This is a genomic window from Aliivibrio sifiae (genome assembly GCF_002954705.1).
Classification (GTDB): domain Bacteria; phylum Pseudomonadota; class Gammaproteobacteria; order Enterobacterales; family Vibrionaceae; genus Aliivibrio; species Aliivibrio sifiae_A.
Window position 1 is genome coordinate 759,991 of the sequence record NZ_MSCO01000001.1, and the last position, 15,759, is coordinate 775,749.

A 15,759-nucleotide genomic window follows, 5' to 3' on the forward strand; every position below is an offset into this window, starting at 1 on the left:
AATGTCAATTTTTGTGCGCTTATGTGTGCACTTGTTTATATTTTTAATGAAAATAAAGTTAATTTTCTGTGGTGTGATGTAGGTGTTATTTAACCGTTTGTAATCAGATGTTTCACATCGTATACTGCGGCTGAGTTTCTGTTCTGTCCCTTATATTATATAGGGTTAACGAGATTTTCATCTACTTAAAAATAGAGTTAGATTTGTTAAATAACTCACATAAAGAGATGTTGCTCACAATGAAAGTTATGAAAATGTTAAATTTGAATGGCTTTTGATAGAACAGAGGTATCTATAACAATAAAATGCTCAATGGAGCTGAGTGAGCCCCTTGTGAAAGTTAAAAAGTCAAGACCTGTCAACCTAGATCTACAAACGATCCGTTTTCCCTTAACGGCTATCGCCTCAATTTTACATCGCGTAAGTGGTGTAATTACTTTTGTTTCTGTTGGAATACTGCTTTGGTTGCTCAACCTATCGCTTTCTTCGCCTATTGGATTCGCACAAGCCGCTGATTATATCGATGGTTTTTTTGTGACGTTCATTATGTGGGGAATTCTGACTGCGCTTGCTTATCATATAGTTGTTGGTGTTCGTCATTTATTGATGGATATGGGCTACTTTGAAGAGCTTAAGTCAGGTACTCAAAGTGCTAAAGTTGCGTTTGCAATTACAGCGGTATTATCTCTTTTAGCAGGAGTATTGGTATGGTAGCTAACGTATCTTCATTTGGTCGTAATGGCGTACACGATTTTATTTTAATTCGTGCCAGCGCGATCATTCTTACCCTCTACACACTATATATTGTTGGTTTCTGTGCATTTGGTCCAGAACTGACTTACCTATCATGGACAAACTTCTTTGGCGGTTTGTTTACAAAAGTGTTTACGATGCTAGCACTGCTTTCCATATTAATTCATGCATGGATTGGCTTATGGCAAGTACTCACTGATTACATTAAACCTATGCTGTTGCGTGCTCTGCTTCAATTAGGTTTAGTGTCTGTTCTTTTAGGATATTTCTTCTCTGGTTTAGTTATTGTGTGGGGTGTGTAGTGAGTATTGCTGTTAGAGAATTTGACGCCGTAGTAATCGGTGCGGGTGGTGCAGGTATGCGAGCTGCGCTACAAATTTCAGAACAAGGTTTATCATGTGCCTTGTTATCAAAAGTATTTCCAACTCGTTCTCATACAGTATCAGCTCAAGGTGGTATTACCGTTGCTCTTGGTAATGCACACGAGGATCACTGGGAACAACATATGTACGATACGGTAAAAGGCTCTGATTATATTGGAGACCAAGATGCTATCGAGTACATGTGTAAGAATGGACCTGAATCTGTTATCGAATTAGAAAAAATGGGTTTACCGTTTTCTCGTTTTGATAACGGTACTATCTATCAACGTCCATTTGGCGGTCAGTCTAAGAATTTTGGTGGTGAACAAGCGGCACGAACAGCTGCTGCAGCGGACCGTACTGGTCATGCTTTACTTCATACTTTATACCAACAAAACATTAAGCATAAAACGACGATTTTTTCTGAATGGTATGCGCTTGATCTTGTTAAAAACGAAGACGGTGCAATTTTAGGTTGTACTGCTCTTTGTATGGAAACAGGTGAAGTTTGTTACTTTAAATCTAAAGCAACTATTCTTGCTACCGGTGGCGCTGGTCGTATTTATGCATCAACAACTAATGCACACATTAATACTGGTGATGGCGTTGGTATGGCCATTCGTGCTGGCGTTCCAATGCAAGATATTGAAATGTGGCAATTCCACCCAACGGGTATCGCAGGAGCGGGTGTTCTTGTAACTGAAGGTTGTCGTGGTGAAGGTGGTTACCTACTGAATAAAGATGGTGAACGCTTCATGGAGCGCTATGCTCCAAACGCGAAAGACCTAGCAGGCCGTGATGTTGTTGCTCGTTCAATGATGGTCGAAATCCGTGAAGGCCGTGGTTGTGATGGTCCTTGGGGTCCTCATATTAAGCTTAAATTGGATCACCTAGGTAAAGAAACGCTTGAATCTCGTTTACCTGGTGTGTGTGAGTTGTCTCGTACCTTTGCTCACGTAGATCCAGTAAAAGAACCAATTCCAGTTATTCCTACTTGTCATTACATGATGGGGGGTGTACCAACACAAGTTTCAGGTCAGGCGATTAAACAAGATGACGCAGGTGCAGATGTTGAAATTCAAGGTCTATTTGCGTGTGGTGAGATTGCCTCAGTGTCAGTACATGGTGCTAACCGCTTAGGTGGTAACTCTCTGCTTGATTTAGTGGTATTTGGTCGTGCAACAGGGCTTCATTTAGGTGAAACACTGAAGAAGCAAGCCGAAGCTAAACCTGCAACTGATGCCGATATTGAAGCCTCTCTTGAGCGTTACAATCGTTGGGAAAACAGTACGGGTGGTGAAGATCCAGTTCAAATCCGTAAAGATTTACAACAATGTATGCAAAACAACTTCTCGGTATTCCGCGAAGGTGATGCAATGGCAAAAGGTCTTGAAGAGCTTAAAGTGATTCGTGAACGCCTTAAAAATGCTTATCTTGCTGATAAATCAACAGAATTTAACACGCAGCGTATTGAGTGTTTAGAGTTAGAAAACTTGATGGAAACGGCATTTGCGACGGCAGTTGCAGCAAACTATCGTACAGAAAGTCGTGGAGCGCATGCTCGTTTTGACTTCCCTGAGCGTGATGATGCGAATTGGTTATGTCATTCAGTGTATAACCCTGAGACAGAATCGATGACTAAGCGTGGTGTGAACATGGAGCCAATCCATCGTGAAGCATTCCCACCTAAAGCACGTACGTATTAAGAGAGGGCAGAAAGATGAAATTAAATTTTTCAATCTACCGTTACAACCCTGATGTAGATAATGCTCCTCACATGAAGGCGTATACGTTAGAAGTAGAAGAAGGTTCTGATATGATGGTGCTAGATGCACTTATTTTATTGAAAGAACAAGATCCTACGCTATCGTTTCGACGCTCATGCCGTGAAGGAGTGTGTGGTTCTGATGGTTTGAATATGAATGGTAAAAATGGACTGGCATGTATTACGCCATTGTCCGAACTTATTGGTAAAGGCGATCTTGTTATTCGCCCACTACCAGGTTTGCCTGTCGTTCGAGATCTGATTGTCGATATGGCACAGTTCTATGAAAATTATGAGAAAGTAAAACCCTTCTTAATTAGTGATGGTGCAACACCGCCTTCAAGAGAAAACCTACAATCTCCTGAAGAACGTGAGCATTTAGATGGATTATATGAATGTATCATGTGTGCATGCTGTACGACATCGTGCCCGTCATTCTGGTGGAATCCTGATAAGTTCATCGGACCAGCAGGTCTGCTTGCCGCGTACCGTTGGCTAATTGATAGCCGTGATACAGCGACAAATGAACGTTTGTCTAATTTAGACGATGCTTTCAGTGTTTTTCGTTGCCATGGCATAATGAATTGTGTAAGTGTATGTCCTAAAGGGTTAAACCCAACAAAAGCAATTGGTCATATTAAGACGATGCTATTGAAAAAAGCGGTGTAACCGATATCTCCTCAGCTAATATGTTGGTTTAGTCATATATTAGTTGAGGCTTATAAGCCCGGCACAAAAGACCGGGATATACGTGAAACTACTGGATTAAGGGAAAATAATGCAGAATAGCGTGATGAAGGCATGGTTTGAGTCTTCACATTTAGCTGGCGCTAATGCAACGTACGTAGAAGACCTCTACGAACTCTATCTCAGTGACCCGGAAATCGTTAGCGATGAATGGAGAGACGTTTTTGATTCGCTTCCAGTTGATAAGACTGGTGTATCAGAGCAAGCCCATTCCCCTGTACGAGATTATTTCCGTCGTCTTGCGAAAGAAACAAAGCAAGTTAGTGCTCAAGTTAATGATCCAGATGTAGATGCTAAGCAAGTAAGAGTATTGCAGTTAATTAATGCGTACCGTTTCCGTGGTCACCAAAATGCGAATTTAGACCCATTAGCATTACAGCAACATGAATATGTTGCAGAGTTAGAGCCTTCTTTTCATAATTTAACAGATGAAGATTTTTCAGAAACATTCAATGTCGGTTCTTTTGCTTCAGGGCAAGAGACAATGAAACTTTCTGATATATATGAAGCACTACGCAGCACATATTGTGGCTCTGTAGGCGCTGAATATATGCATATCACCAATACAGAAGAAAAGCGTTGGATTCAGCAACGTTTAGAATCTGTTGCAGGTAAGCCAACTTTTACAGCTCAAGAAAAACTGACTTTTCTTGAAGAGTTAACTGCTGCTGAAGGGCTAGAACGATATCTAGGTGCTAAATTCCCAGGGGCAAAGCGATTCTCATTGGAAGGTGGCGATGCCATGGTTCCAATGGTAAAAGAAATTATTCGTCGTGCTGGTGAAAATGGTGGTCGTGAAGTCGTAATTGGTATGGCTCACCGTGGCCGACTGAACATGCTTATTAATGTTCTAGGTAAAAAACCGCAAGATTTATTTGATGAGTTTGCTGGTAAACATGGCGAATCATGGGGAACTGGCGATGTTAAATATCACCAAGGTTTCTCTTCTGATTTTGCAACTGCAGGTGGCAATGTTCACTTAGCGTTAGCGTTTAACCCCTCTCACCTTGAGATTGTAAACCCAGTAGTTATTGGTTCAGTTCGAGCTCGTCAAGATCGCCTTAACGATACAACTGGTGATAAGGTTATTCCTATTACTATCCACGGTGATTCTGCAATCGCAGGTCAAGGTGTGGTGGCTGAAACATTTAATATGTCTCAAGCCCGAGCATTCCAAGTGGGTGGTACCGTTCGTATTGTTATTAATAACCAAGTTGGTTTTACAACGTCGAATCCTAAAGATACTCGTTCTACTCAATATTGTACTGATATTGCAAAAATGGTTCAGGCACCTATTTTCCACGTAAATGCTGATGACCCAGAAGCTGTCGCTTTTGTCACTCGCATTGCGCTAGATTACCGTAATGAATTTAAGCGTGATGTTGTGATTGATTTAGTTTGTTATCGCCGTCATGGCCATAATGAAGCTGATGAACCAAACGCAACGCAACCATTGATGTATCAAAAAATTAAGAAGCATCCTACGCCTCGTAAGATTTATGCAGATACATTGATTGAACGTCAAGATCTTGAGCTAGAAACCACGACACAACTCATTAACGAATATCGTGATGCATTAGATCATGGTGAAGTAGTCGTGAAAGAATGGCGACCAATGCAACTACATAATGTTGATTGGACTCCGTTTATTGGCCATGAATGGAATATGGAATGGGCAAATCAATTTGATAAAGATCGCCTAGTCGAGCTTGGTCAACGCATTTGTCAATATCCGGAAAGCCACAAATTACATAGCCGTGTAAATAAAATGTGTAATGACCGTGTCTCGATGGTTGCAGGTGAAAAAGCAATTGATTGGGGTATGGCTGAAACACTTGCCTATGCAACTTTAGTTGATGAAGGTAAACGAATTCGTATTACAGGCCAAGATTCTGGTCGTGGTACTTTCTTCCACCGTCATGCGGTACTTCACAATCAATCAGATGCTAGTACTTACGTACCTTTAGCGAATATCCATGATAAGCAAGGCCCATTTGAAGTGCATGATTCTGTACTATCAGAAGCGGCAGTGCTTGCGTTTGAATATGGGTATGCAACGGCAGAACCAGGTGGTTTAACTATTTGGGAAGCGCAATTTGGTGATTTTGCCAACTGTGCACAAGTTGTTATCGATCAGTTCATTTCGTCTGGTGAGCAAAAATGGGGCCGCATGTGTGGTCTGACTATGTTATTGCCGCACGGTTATGAAGGCCAAGGTCCTGAGCATTCATCTGCACGACTTGAGCGTTTCTTACAAATGTGTGCTGAGCAAAATATGCAAGTTGTTGTTCCATCAACACCTGCGCAGGTTTATCACATGCTTCGCCGTCAAGTGGTTCGTCCTATGCGTCGTCCATTGATTGTGATGTCGCCAAAATCACTGCTTCGTCATCCATTATGTACATCATCACTAGAAGAGCTTTCGGAAGGTAATTTCCAACCCGCTATTCCTGAGATTGATGCATTAGACTCAGCGCAAGTGAAGCGAGTGGTGTTCTGTTCTGGTAAAGTTTACTTTGACCTATTAGAGCAGCGTCGTGTGAATGAACAGAATGATGTTGCGATTGTTCGAATTGAACAGCTTTACCCATTCCCTAAAGAAGAAGTAGAAGCTGCCATCGCACAATACTCGAATGTAGTGGATTATGTTTGGTGTCAAGAAGAGCCTCAAAACCAGGGTGCTTGGTACTCTAGTCAACATAATTTCCGTTCGGCATTGCCTGCGAATGCAATCTTACATTATGCAGGACGTCCAGCGTCTGCCTCTCCGGCAGTTGGCTATATGTCAGTGCACGTGAAACAACAGAAAGCGTTAGTTGAAGACGCTCTTACCCTAGATAAGAACTAGAAAGTATAGGAAAACGGATATGACAATCGAAATTCTGGTTCCAGATTTACCTGAATCTGTAGCAGACGCTACTGTAGCAACATGGCATAAACAACCAGGTGATACAGTTGAGCGTGACGAAATACTTGTAGACATTGAAACTGATAAAGTAGTTCTTGAAGTACCGGCTCCAGAAGCGGGAGTACTAGAAGCTATTATAGAAGAAGAGGGTGCAACCGTACTTTCTAAGCAATTACTTGCTAAAATTAAGCCGGGTGCTGTTGTTGGTGAGCCGACAAAAGATGTGACAAATGAGACTGAATCTTCTCCAGATAAGCGTCATACGGCGTCTTTATCTGAAGAAAGTAACGACGCTTTGAGTCCCGCGGTTCGTCGCCTTCTAGGTGAGCATGATATCGCACCTTCTGATGTAAAAGGCACTGGTGTGGGGGGGCGAATTACTCGTGAAGACGTTGACGCTCATGTTGCCGCGTTAAAAGCAGCACCACAAACTGAAAAAACAGCGGATAAACCAGCAGAATCACTTGCACATCGTAGTGAAAAGCGAGTACCGATGACTCGGCTTCGTAAAACAGTCGCGAGACGTCTGTTAGAAGCGAAAAATAACACAGCGATGTTAACGACATTTAATGAAGTAAACATGAAACCAATCATGGAGCTTCGTAAACAATATCAAGAGCAATTTGAAAAACGCCATGGTACACGTTTAGGTTTCATGTCTTTCTATGTGAAAGCGGTAACTGAAGCGCTTAAACGTTACCCTGAAGTAAATGCGTCAATTGATGGTGATGATATTGTTTATCATAATTACTTTGACATTAGCATGGCGGTATCTACACCGCGAGGTCTAGTTACTCCAGTACTAAAAGACTGTGATGCACTTGGTTTTGCTGATATTGAAAAAGGCATCAAAGAATTAGCTATTAAAGGCCGCGATGGAAAATTAGCGGTTGAAGATTTAATGGGTGGTAATTTTACTATTACTAACGGCGGTGTATTTGGCTCACTAATGTCAACGCCGATTATTAATCCACCTCAAGCTGCAATTTTAGGTATGCATAAAATCCAAGATCGCCCAATGGCAGTGAATGGAAAGGTAGAGATTTTACCAATGATGTACTTAGCACTGTCTTATGATCATCGTTTAATTGATGGTCGTGAATCTGTAGGCTTCCTAGTAACAATTAAAGAGTTACTTGAAGATCCTGCTCGTCTATTACTAGACGTTTAATAATAAACGCCTTTTAACAGACAAAGGCTGTCATGCTCACGGCAGCCTATTATTCAACTTCATTATTGGATAAAAATAGAAAGATGCCTTAGAGCGTCTTAGGACATTAAAAATTCCCATTAAAGGGAATAACATAAAATGGATAGAACATAATGAACCTACATGAATATCAAGCAAAGCAACTCTTTGCAGAATACGGCCTTCCTGTACCTGAAGGTTACGCTTGTGATACCCCTCAAGAAGCTTTTGAAGCAGCAGGACGAATCAGCACTGCTAAGAAAGTGGTTAAATGTCAAGTTCACGCCGGTGGCCGTGGTAAAGCGGGTGGTGTTGAACTGCATGATACAAAAGAGGGCGTTAAAGAGTTCGCTCAAAAGTGGTTAGGTAAAAACCTAGTGACTTACCAAACAGATGCTAATGGTCAGCCAGTATCTAAAATCTTAGTTGAAGAAGCATCCAACATTGCCAATGAATTATATCTTGGCGCGGTAGTTGATCGTGCGACACAACGTATCGTGTTCATGGCATCAACTGAAGGTGGTGTGGATATTGAAAAAATTGCAGAAGAAACACCAGAGCTTATTCACCAAGCTGCGATTGACCCACTTGTGGGGCCTCAAGCTTACCAAGGCCGTGAATTAGCATTCAAACTTGGCTTAGAAGGCGATCAAATTAAGCAATTCGTTAAGATCTTTATGGGTCTAGGCGACATGTTTGCTCAGTATGACCTTGCTTTGCTAGAGATTAACCCTTTAGTTATTACAGCTGAAGGTTCTCTCCTTTGTTTAGATGGTAAAATCAACATCGATTCAAATGCAATGTATCGTCAACCAAAACTTCGCGAAATGCACGATCCATCTCAAGAAGATGAGCGTGAAGCGCATGCTGCTCAGTGGGAATTAAACTACGTAGCACTTGATGGAAGTATTGGTTGTATGGTTAACGGTGCTGGTCTTGCTATGGGCACGATGGACATCGTAAACTTACACGGCGGCCAACCAGCTAACTTCCTTGATGTTGGCGGCGGTGCGACAAAAGAGCGTGTAACTGAAGCGTTCAAAATCATTTTATCAGACAGCAATGTTAAAGCCGTTCTAGTAAACATCTTTGGTGGTATTGTACGTTGTGACCTAATCGCAGATGGCATCATTGGTGCTGTTGAAGAGGTGGGTGTAGAAGTTCCAGTTGTTGTTCGCCTTGAAGGTAACAACGCACCACTAGGTTCACAAAAACTGGCTGAAAGTGGCCTAAATATCATTGCGGCTACTTCATTAACTGAAGCGGCTGAAAAAGTTGTTGCTGCTGCGGAGGGCAAATAATGTCTGTACTAATTAATAAAGATACAAAAGTTATCTGCCAAGGTTTCACTGGTGGTCAAGGTACGTTCCACTCTGAGCAAGCGATTGATTACGGAACCAAAATGGTTGGTGGCGTATCACCAGGTAAAGGTGGTCAAGTTCACCTTGGACTTCCTGTGTTTAACACCGTTCGTGATGCTGTTGAAGCAACTGGAGCAACAGCTTCTGTTATTTATGTACCGGCTCCTTTCTGTAAAGACGCAATCCTTGAAGCAATCGATGCAGGCATTAAGCTTATCGTAACGATAACAGAAGGCATTCCAACACTTGATCTTCTTGACGTTAAAGTTCGTCTAGATGCAGAAGGCGTAGTAATGATCGGTCCTAACTGCCCAGGTGTTATTACGCCTGATGAATGTAAGATTGGTATCATGCCGGGTCATATTCATAAGAAAGGTAAAGTTGGTATTGTGTCTCGCTCTGGTACGTTAACGTATGAAGCAGTTAAGCAAACAACGGATGAAGGCTTTGGTCAATCAACGTGTGTTGGTATTGGTGGGGACCCAATTCCTGGTTCAAACTTTATCGATATTTTAAAACTGTTCCAAGAAGATCCAGAAACAGAAGCCATTGTAATGATTGGTGAGATCGGTGGAACAGCGGAAGAAGAAGCTGCTGAATTCATTAAGCACAATGTGACGAAGCCTGTAGTGTCTTATATTGCAGGTGTTACTGCTCCTCCAGGTAAGCGTATGGGTCATGCTGGTGCGATTATCTCTGGTGGTAAAGGAACTGCTGAAGATAAGTTTGCTGCATTAGAAGCAGCAGGAGTTAAAACGGTTAAGAGTCTTGCCGACATAGGCAAAGGCCTACGTGAAGTGACTGGTTGGTAATCATTTAAACCAATACATGAATAAAGCAAAAGCCATTTATAGGAATATGAATGGCTTTTTTGTATTTATAACTCTTTGAAATATTTTGTTACGTTTGGGTGGGTAAAAAGAAGTATAGACAATAACCAATCCTTTGATAAGATTCGGCGCTTTTCTTTCTAAGGACATATTTAAAAGAACTCAAAGAATGACTAGCACTACTATTAATGGTTATTTAATTTGAGAATACACATGCAATTTAATACTAAATCTAAGTATGTCATTATTTATTTAATTTTTTCTGCTGCAATGTTTGGGTCTATTATTATGGGCGCATACAATGTTAGGTATACATTGGAAACAAATAACGTAACAAGGCTAGAAAATTTATTAACTAATGCTAAAAATACGATTGCAACCTTAGAGCAAAAAGTAGTTTCTGGTGAATTAGATGAAATTAAAGCAAAGAAATTAGCTAGTGAATTAATGCAAAGCTATGCTTATTCAGATAATGAATATATCTGGATGACAGATGAAAACTTGGTATTTTTAGCTGCGCCTTTAGACCCACAAATTATTGGTCAATCGTTTGAGAATATTGTCAGTGCTGAAGCAAAAAGCCATATCCTTCGTAACCTTACTATCGCTGACCAAGTAATTACGTATTCTTGGTTTACTACTAGAGACAGTATAACGACAGAAGTAAAATCTATAGCGGTTAAAACTAGGTCTTGGAACTGGTATTTAGGTAGCGGCGTTCAAGAGAAAAAAGTGAACGATACTTTTTATTCATTTCTTATTGAAGGTTTAACTATTGGTTTTATTGTCAATTTATTTATTGGCTTTGTTATGTTTTTTGCAGTGCGCAAATATAATAAAACGTTAGGTAATGAACCAGATGTCATTTTAAATGTTATTGACCGAATCTCTCGTGGAGATTTAACTCATATTAATGATACAGATTCTATGCATATAGGTATCTATGGTCGAATTCTTGATATGGCAAAAAATATTAAAGAATTAGTGACAGATATTAATAAATTAACGTTTGAGTTAAGTGAATCGTCTCACCACTTGTCTTCTTCTGCTCATACTATGAATATCAGTATGAAAGCTCAAACTGAACAGTTGGGTCAAGCAGCTGTAGCAACAGATCAAGTTGTTGTTAGTATTGATGAAGTGACTAAAAGTGCTATTCAAGCAACCAATTCAGCTTTAGAAGTAAATAATACGTCAACGTATTGTATTAATACCATTGGAAGCATGAATAATGATATGCAAACCTTAGCGGTTAACATAAAAGATGTTGCACAGGTTATTGGCAATTTACAGGTAAAAACAGAAAATATAGGCAGTATTTTAGATGTTATCCGTAGTATTGCTGATCAAACAAATTTATTAGCGTTAAATGCCGCGATTGAAGCAGCAAGAGCAGGTGAAAGTGGAAGAGGCTTTGCTGTTGTTGCTGATGAGGTGAGATTACTTGCAAGTAGAACTCAAGACAGTACGGCTCAAATATCTAATATGATTGCCGAATTGCAAGATGAAGCGATAAAATCAGTGACTTTAATGCAAAGTAATTCTGACGATGCTCATCAAATTGCAGAGAAAACGGTGACGACTCAAAATACAGTGAGTTCTATTTTTGAATCTGTTGCAATTATACAAACAATGAATAGTCAAATTTCGGCGTCAACAGAAGAGCAGTTAGTCGCGATATCTAGTGTTAACCAACTTATTGCAGAAATTAATACTTTTGCGAAAGAGAACGCATCAGATGTGGATGCAACTGAAAAGCAATCGGAAAGATTAGGTTTGATGGCTGATAACTTAACAGCGATAGTGAGTCGATTTAAGCTTTAAGATATTATAGATAAAGCAATACTGTTGTAGGCAGTATTGCTTAATTTTATAGAGTTAGGTATGTGCTTTTTTTAGTTGAGATAGCATAAATATAGCAGCACCAGAAACAACGACGGAAGGACCCGCAGGAGTATCGTAGTGCCATGATAGTGCTAAACCTGCAATAACAGCAATACAACCAAAAATTGAAGCTAGCAAGACCATTTGCTCTGGCGATCGAGAAAAGCGTCTCGCGGTTGCTGCTGGAATGATCAGTAATGAAGTAATGATCAACGCTCCCACAAACTTCATTGAAATTGCAATGACTAACCCAACCATTAGCATCAAAACTAAACGCATTAAATCTACATTTACCCCTTCAACTTGGGCCAACTCTTCACTAATTGTTGATGAAAGTAGTGGTTTCCATACGATATATATCAGACCTAAAACAATGATGACGCCAGTATAAATATAAATTAAGTCATCATAAGTAACGGCAAGTAAATCGCCAAACAAATAAGACATTAAATCAACGCGCACATTATCTAAAAAGCTAACAGCAACTAAACCTAATGATAGTGAGCTGTGAGCTAAAATACCTAACAGTGTATCCGTGGCGACTAAGCGCTGCTTTTGTAAAGTAACTAAGAGTAAAGCAATCGCAACACAACAAACGATTAAAGCCAGATTTAAGTTTATGTCGAATAAAAAGCCAAGAGATAGACCTAATAATGAGGCATGAGCCAACGTATCGCCAAAATACGCCATTTTACGCCATACAACAAAAGAACCTAACGGTCCTGCAAGTAGTGCAATGCCTAATCCAGCTAAAAGGGCAGGAAGTAAAAACTCAATCATGATGACGCCTTTTTATTTTTACTGCAGCATGAACCGTCACTTGGTTCACCAGATAAATCATGGTCATGGCGATGGTCATGATGATAGAAAGCCAATTGTTGATCTCGTTGTTGACCAAATAATGCAATATATTTAGGGTGCTTTGAGATAGATGCAGGAGCTCCAGAGCAGCAAATATGATGTTGAAGACAAATTACTTCATCTGTTTTTGCCATTACAAGGTGTAGGTCATGTGAAACCATAAATACAGCACAGTTAAAACGATGACGAATGGATTCAATTAACGCATATAAGCTGATTTGTCCTTGAATATCGACGCCTTGAGCTGGTTCATCAAGAACGAGTAAGTCAGGGCGTTGCAACAAGGCTCTGGCAAGCAATACGCGTTGTGATTCTCCGCCAGATAGTTTATGCATATTAGAATGAAGTAAATGTTCTGCTTCAACGAGTTTCAAAGCGTCAAGGTGTTCTTGTTGGCTGTACTTTCCAGCTAACTTTAAAAAGCCTTGCACAGTAAGAGGAAGAGAATCATTTAGATGTAATTTTTGCGGTACATAACCAATGCGTAATTTTTTTTCTCTTGTAATTAGACCGCTGGTTGGTTTTTGCAATCCAAGAATCGCTTTCACTAATGTTGATTTGCCAGCACCATTAGGGCCAATCAGTGTAATGATCTTATTTGGTTCAATCGATAATGAAATATTATCGAGAACATGGCGGCCGTCAAAGACAACGCAGACATCTTGTAAAGTGAGTAAAGTAGTCATTTTTAAATAAGAGTCGTTTGCAATTAGTAAGTGTTATAATGTAACATTTTAGAAATCCAATCGCCATCACATTTTTTAAGAGAAGCAAATGAATAAAAAAATTCAATTTATCGTACTGTGTTTATGCACTCTAGTTGGAACTCAAGCCCAAGCTATGACTGTATTATCTTCAGTAAAACCGATTCATTTAATCGTACAAGAACTTACCGATGGTGTCTCCGAATCTACCTATTTAGTTCCACAAAGTGCCTCTCCTCATGATTATGCATTACGCCCTTCAGATATAAAGAAAGTGAAAAAAGCAGACATGATCATTTGGTATGGGAATGATTTGGAACCTTTTTTAAGTAAAATATTAGAAGATCAAAAAAATGTAGTAACGATTAGCCAGTTTAGCTCTGTTGATTTCTTCCATTTTGATCAACATGACCATAGTGATCACGCCGAAGAAGTGGGTCATCATCACAATACTGATCCTCATTTTTGGTTAGGTCCAAAGGAAACTCTAGCTGTCGCAAAAGAGATAACCGTACAGCTGATTAAAAAGGATCTATTGAATAAAAAACAATATCAGTCTAATCTTGCCGTGTTTGAAAATAAGTTAACACAGGCAGTGAAGACAATTTCAGACCAATTGAAACCAGTGCAAGATAAGGGATACTTTGTATTTCATGACGCATATGGCTATTTTGAACGTTATTTTGAAATGAATAACTTGGGGCACTTTACGGTGAGTCCGGATAGAAAACCGGGTGCAAAAACTTTGATTAATATAAAAAAATCACTTTTAAATCAGCAAGCAGTATGTGTCTTTTCAGAGCCTCAGTTTGAGCCAGCAATTGTAACAACAATTACGAGAGGCACAGAGGTACATAAAGGTGAACTTGATCCTTTAGCGATACATCAAGCTGATGAAAAGGGTGCTTATTTTATATTTTTGTCAACCATCAGTAATGAGTTATCACGTTGTCTAAGTCAATAAAATATAAAGAATCCATCGTTGCGAGAGTAAATACGTTATCAAAAAGACATAAATTTGTATTATTGTCTTTATCTCTATTTACCTGCGCGATCTTAATTTGGGAACCAACTCATAGCTTACAGGATACTTCTTCTGTTTCAAATAGAAATGAGGTTTCTCTATCAAGTGAAAACCTTCAAACATTAGCAGATCAAAACAGTGAGCCAGTAGGTACAATTTTTGATCCCAATGATCCTGAGTTTAATGCGCCTAAAGATGAACTAGATGAGCAATTAGCCGCTAAAGATATCTTACATTCTCATACTGTCGCTTCAGGTGAGACGCTAGGTGCTATTTTTAATCAATATGCATTGCCAATGTCTGATATGTATTCACTATTAGAAGTGAATAAATCGGCAGCTAATATGCGTGTTGGTGTTGATTTAGAGTGGCAACAGGATGAAGATGGAAAGTTAACAGAGCTTAAAATTCATCGAAACATTAAAGATACGGATATTTATTCTTGGACGGGTGAAAAATATAGTTTTACTCAGCAAGAAGAAAAGGGAGAAATTAAACCTGTTTTTCTTTCAGGAAGGGTAACTAGTAACTTCTATAATTCAGCGCGTTCAGCAGGGCTAACCCCTGGTCAAATTCAAACATTGGCAAAGCAATTACAGTGGAAATTTGATTTTGGTAAAGAAGCTCGCAAAGGTGATAAGTTTGCCGTTGAACTTGATAAAGAATTTATTGACGGTAAAGCAGTATCATCTGGTGAGGTTAAAGCAGTATTGTATGAAAACTCTGGTAGAGAGATCACGTTAGTTAAGCATACAGATGACCATTATTATGATGTTCAAGGTCGCAGCTTAAATCGAGCATTAGAGCGCTATCCAACACATCAACGTTTTAGAATTAGTTCTCCATTTGATCCTTATCGAAAGCATCCAATCACTGGACGAATTTCGCCACATAATGGAACTGATTTTGCGGCACCTGTTGGCACCTCTGTTTATGCAACTGGTGATGGTGTGGTTGTTCGAGCATTACATCATCCCCTTGCTGGTAATTATGTCATTATCAAGCATGGCCGTGAATACATGACTCGTTATCTACACTTGAGCAAGATTTTGGTTAAAAAAGGCCAGAAGGTATCAATGGGAGATAAAATTGCGTTAAGTGGAAATACCGGTCGTTCAACAGGTCCACATTTACATTATGAATTGATTAAAAATGGTCGAGCAGTAAACTCAATGAAAGTGCCTTTACCACAAGCGTCACCGGTAAAAGAATCTGAACGAGCGCACTTTAAACAACAAGCTAAATTGACGATTGATGCTTTGCGTGACCAAGTTTAAATTTAATTTTTAACCTTTCTTGGCCCTTTTTATTTTAAATAATAGAAAGGGCTTTTTTACTTCGTTGCTATATGGACAGAGTTTTTCTATCATG

Annotated in this window: 13 protein-coding genes; 11 read left to right on the forward strand and 2 right to left on the reverse strand. The window is 39.7% G+C overall.

The genetic code is table 11. The features are described 5' to 3' along the window. Positions 1-318: 318 nt before the first annotated feature. The 9 genes from sdhC to BTO22_RS03525 all read left to right on the forward strand — a co-directional run bounded on the left by sdhC (position 319) and on the right by BTO22_RS03525 (position 11,739). Positions 319-714 carry a succinate dehydrogenase cytochrome b556 subunit gene (sdhC, locus tag BTO22_RS03485; RefSeq protein ID WP_181044607.1) on the forward strand — a complete coding sequence of 132 codons (396 nt, stop codon included), beginning with the start codon at positions 319-321 and terminating at the stop codon, positions 712-714. Then, complete coding sequence (gene sdhD, locus BTO22_RS03490; RefSeq protein ID WP_105054287.1) at positions 708-1,055, forward strand: succinate dehydrogenase, hydrophobic membrane anchor protein; 348 nt, start codon at positions 708-710, stop codon at positions 1,053-1,055. Before sdhC ends, sdhD begins: the two co-directional genes overlap by 7 nt. Further along, positions 1,055-2,821, forward strand: coding sequence for a succinate dehydrogenase flavoprotein subunit (gene sdhA / locus BTO22_RS03495; RefSeq protein ID WP_105054288.1), 1,767 nt, complete (start codon positions 1,055-1,057; stop codon positions 2,819-2,821). The genes sdhD and sdhA overlap by 1 nt, the downstream gene beginning before the upstream one ends. Before the next feature lie 14 nt (positions 2,822-2,835). Beyond that, the gene (locus tag BTO22_RS03500) at positions 2,836-3,549 is read left to right on the forward strand and encodes a succinate dehydrogenase iron-sulfur subunit (protein ID WP_105054289.1); all 714 of its coding nucleotides are present in this window, start codon (positions 2,836-2,838) and stop codon (positions 3,547-3,549) included. Positions 3,550-3,658: 109 nt separating this feature from the next. Further along, positions 3,659-6,475 (forward strand): 2-oxoglutarate dehydrogenase E1 component, encoded by a 2,817-nt coding sequence (gene sucA, locus BTO22_RS03505; protein WP_105054290.1) that lies wholly within the window; start codon positions 3,659-3,661, stop codon positions 6,473-6,475. Between the two features lie 19 nt (positions 6,476-6,494). Then, complete coding sequence (gene odhB, locus BTO22_RS03510) at positions 6,495-7,706, forward strand: 2-oxoglutarate dehydrogenase complex dihydrolipoyllysine-residue succinyltransferase (RefSeq protein ID WP_105054291.1); 1,212 nt, start codon at positions 6,495-6,497, stop codon at positions 7,704-7,706. Positions 7,707-7,858: 152 nt separating this feature from the next. Further along, positions 7,859-9,025: an ADP-forming succinate--CoA ligase subunit beta gene (gene sucC / locus BTO22_RS03515; protein ID WP_060990446.1), complete on the forward strand. Its 1,167-nt coding sequence runs from the start codon at positions 7,859-7,861 to the stop codon at positions 9,023-9,025. Beyond that, positions 9,025-9,897, forward strand: a complete 873-nt coding sequence (sucD, locus tag BTO22_RS03520; RefSeq protein ID WP_065591447.1) for a succinate--CoA ligase subunit alpha — start codon at positions 9,025-9,027, stop codon at positions 9,895-9,897. Before sucC ends, sucD begins: the two co-directional genes overlap by 1 nt. 231 nt (positions 9,898-10,128) lie before the next feature. Next, positions 10,129-11,739: a methyl-accepting chemotaxis protein gene (locus BTO22_RS03525; protein WP_105054292.1), complete on the forward strand. Its 1,611-nt coding sequence runs from the start codon at positions 10,129-10,131 to the stop codon at positions 11,737-11,739. Positions 11,740-11,793: 54 nt separating this feature from the next. Here BTO22_RS03525 and znuB read toward each other — a convergent pair whose 3' ends face one another. Continuing rightward, entirely contained in the window at positions 11,794-12,579 is a 786-nt protein-coding gene (gene znuB, locus BTO22_RS03530; RefSeq protein WP_105054293.1) for a zinc ABC transporter permease subunit ZnuB, read from the reverse strand. Beyond that, positions 12,576-13,346: a zinc ABC transporter ATP-binding protein ZnuC gene (gene znuC, locus BTO22_RS03535; RefSeq protein ID WP_105054294.1), complete on the reverse strand. Its 771-nt coding sequence runs from the start codon at positions 13,344-13,346 to the stop codon at positions 12,576-12,578. Before znuC ends, znuB begins: the two co-directional genes overlap by 4 nt. A gap of 88 nt (positions 13,347-13,434) precedes the next feature. On the opposite strand from znuC, the gene znuA reads away from it, so the two are divergent. Beyond that, complete coding sequence (gene znuA, locus BTO22_RS03540; protein ID WP_105054295.1) at positions 13,435-14,328, forward strand: zinc ABC transporter substrate-binding protein ZnuA; 894 nt, start codon at positions 13,435-13,437, stop codon at positions 14,326-14,328. After that, positions 14,325-15,665, forward strand: coding sequence for a murein DD-endopeptidase MepM (gene mepM / locus BTO22_RS03545; RefSeq protein WP_105055551.1), 1,341 nt, complete (start codon positions 14,325-14,327; stop codon positions 15,663-15,665). The genes znuA and mepM overlap by 4 nt, the downstream gene beginning before the upstream one ends. Positions 15,666-15,759 lie beyond the last annotated feature (94 nt).

Coding starts and splice junctions, on each gene's coding strand:
- sucD (WP_065591447.1), top strand. CDS start 9,025: ATGTCTGTACTAATTAATAAAGATACAAAAGTTATCTGCCAAGGTTTC.
- znuB (WP_105054293.1), bottom strand. CDS start 12,579: ATGATTGAGTTTTTACTTCCTGCCCTTTTAGCTGGATTAGGCATTGCA.
- znuA (WP_105054295.1), top strand. CDS start 13,435: ATGAATAAAAAAATTCAATTTATCGTACTGTGTTTATGCACTCTAGTT.
- BTO22_RS03500 (WP_105054289.1), top strand. CDS start 2,836: ATGAAATTAAATTTTTCAATCTACCGTTACAACCCTGATGTAGATAAT.
- sucC (WP_060990446.1), top strand. CDS start 7,859: ATGAACCTACATGAATATCAAGCAAAGCAACTCTTTGCAGAATACGGC.
- sdhD (WP_105054287.1), top strand. CDS start 708: ATGGTAGCTAACGTATCTTCATTTGGTCGTAATGGCGTACACGATTTT.
- BTO22_RS03525 (WP_105054292.1), top strand. CDS start 10,129: ATGCAATTTAATACTAAATCTAAGTATGTCATTATTTATTTAATTTTT.
- znuC (WP_105054294.1), bottom strand. CDS start 13,346: ATGACTACTTTACTCACTTTACAAGATGTCTGCGTTGTCTTTGACGGC.
- odhB (WP_105054291.1), top strand. CDS start 6,495: ATGACAATCGAAATTCTGGTTCCAGATTTACCTGAATCTGTAGCAGAC.
- sucA (WP_105054290.1), top strand. CDS start 3,659: ATGCAGAATAGCGTGATGAAGGCATGGTTTGAGTCTTCACATTTAGCT.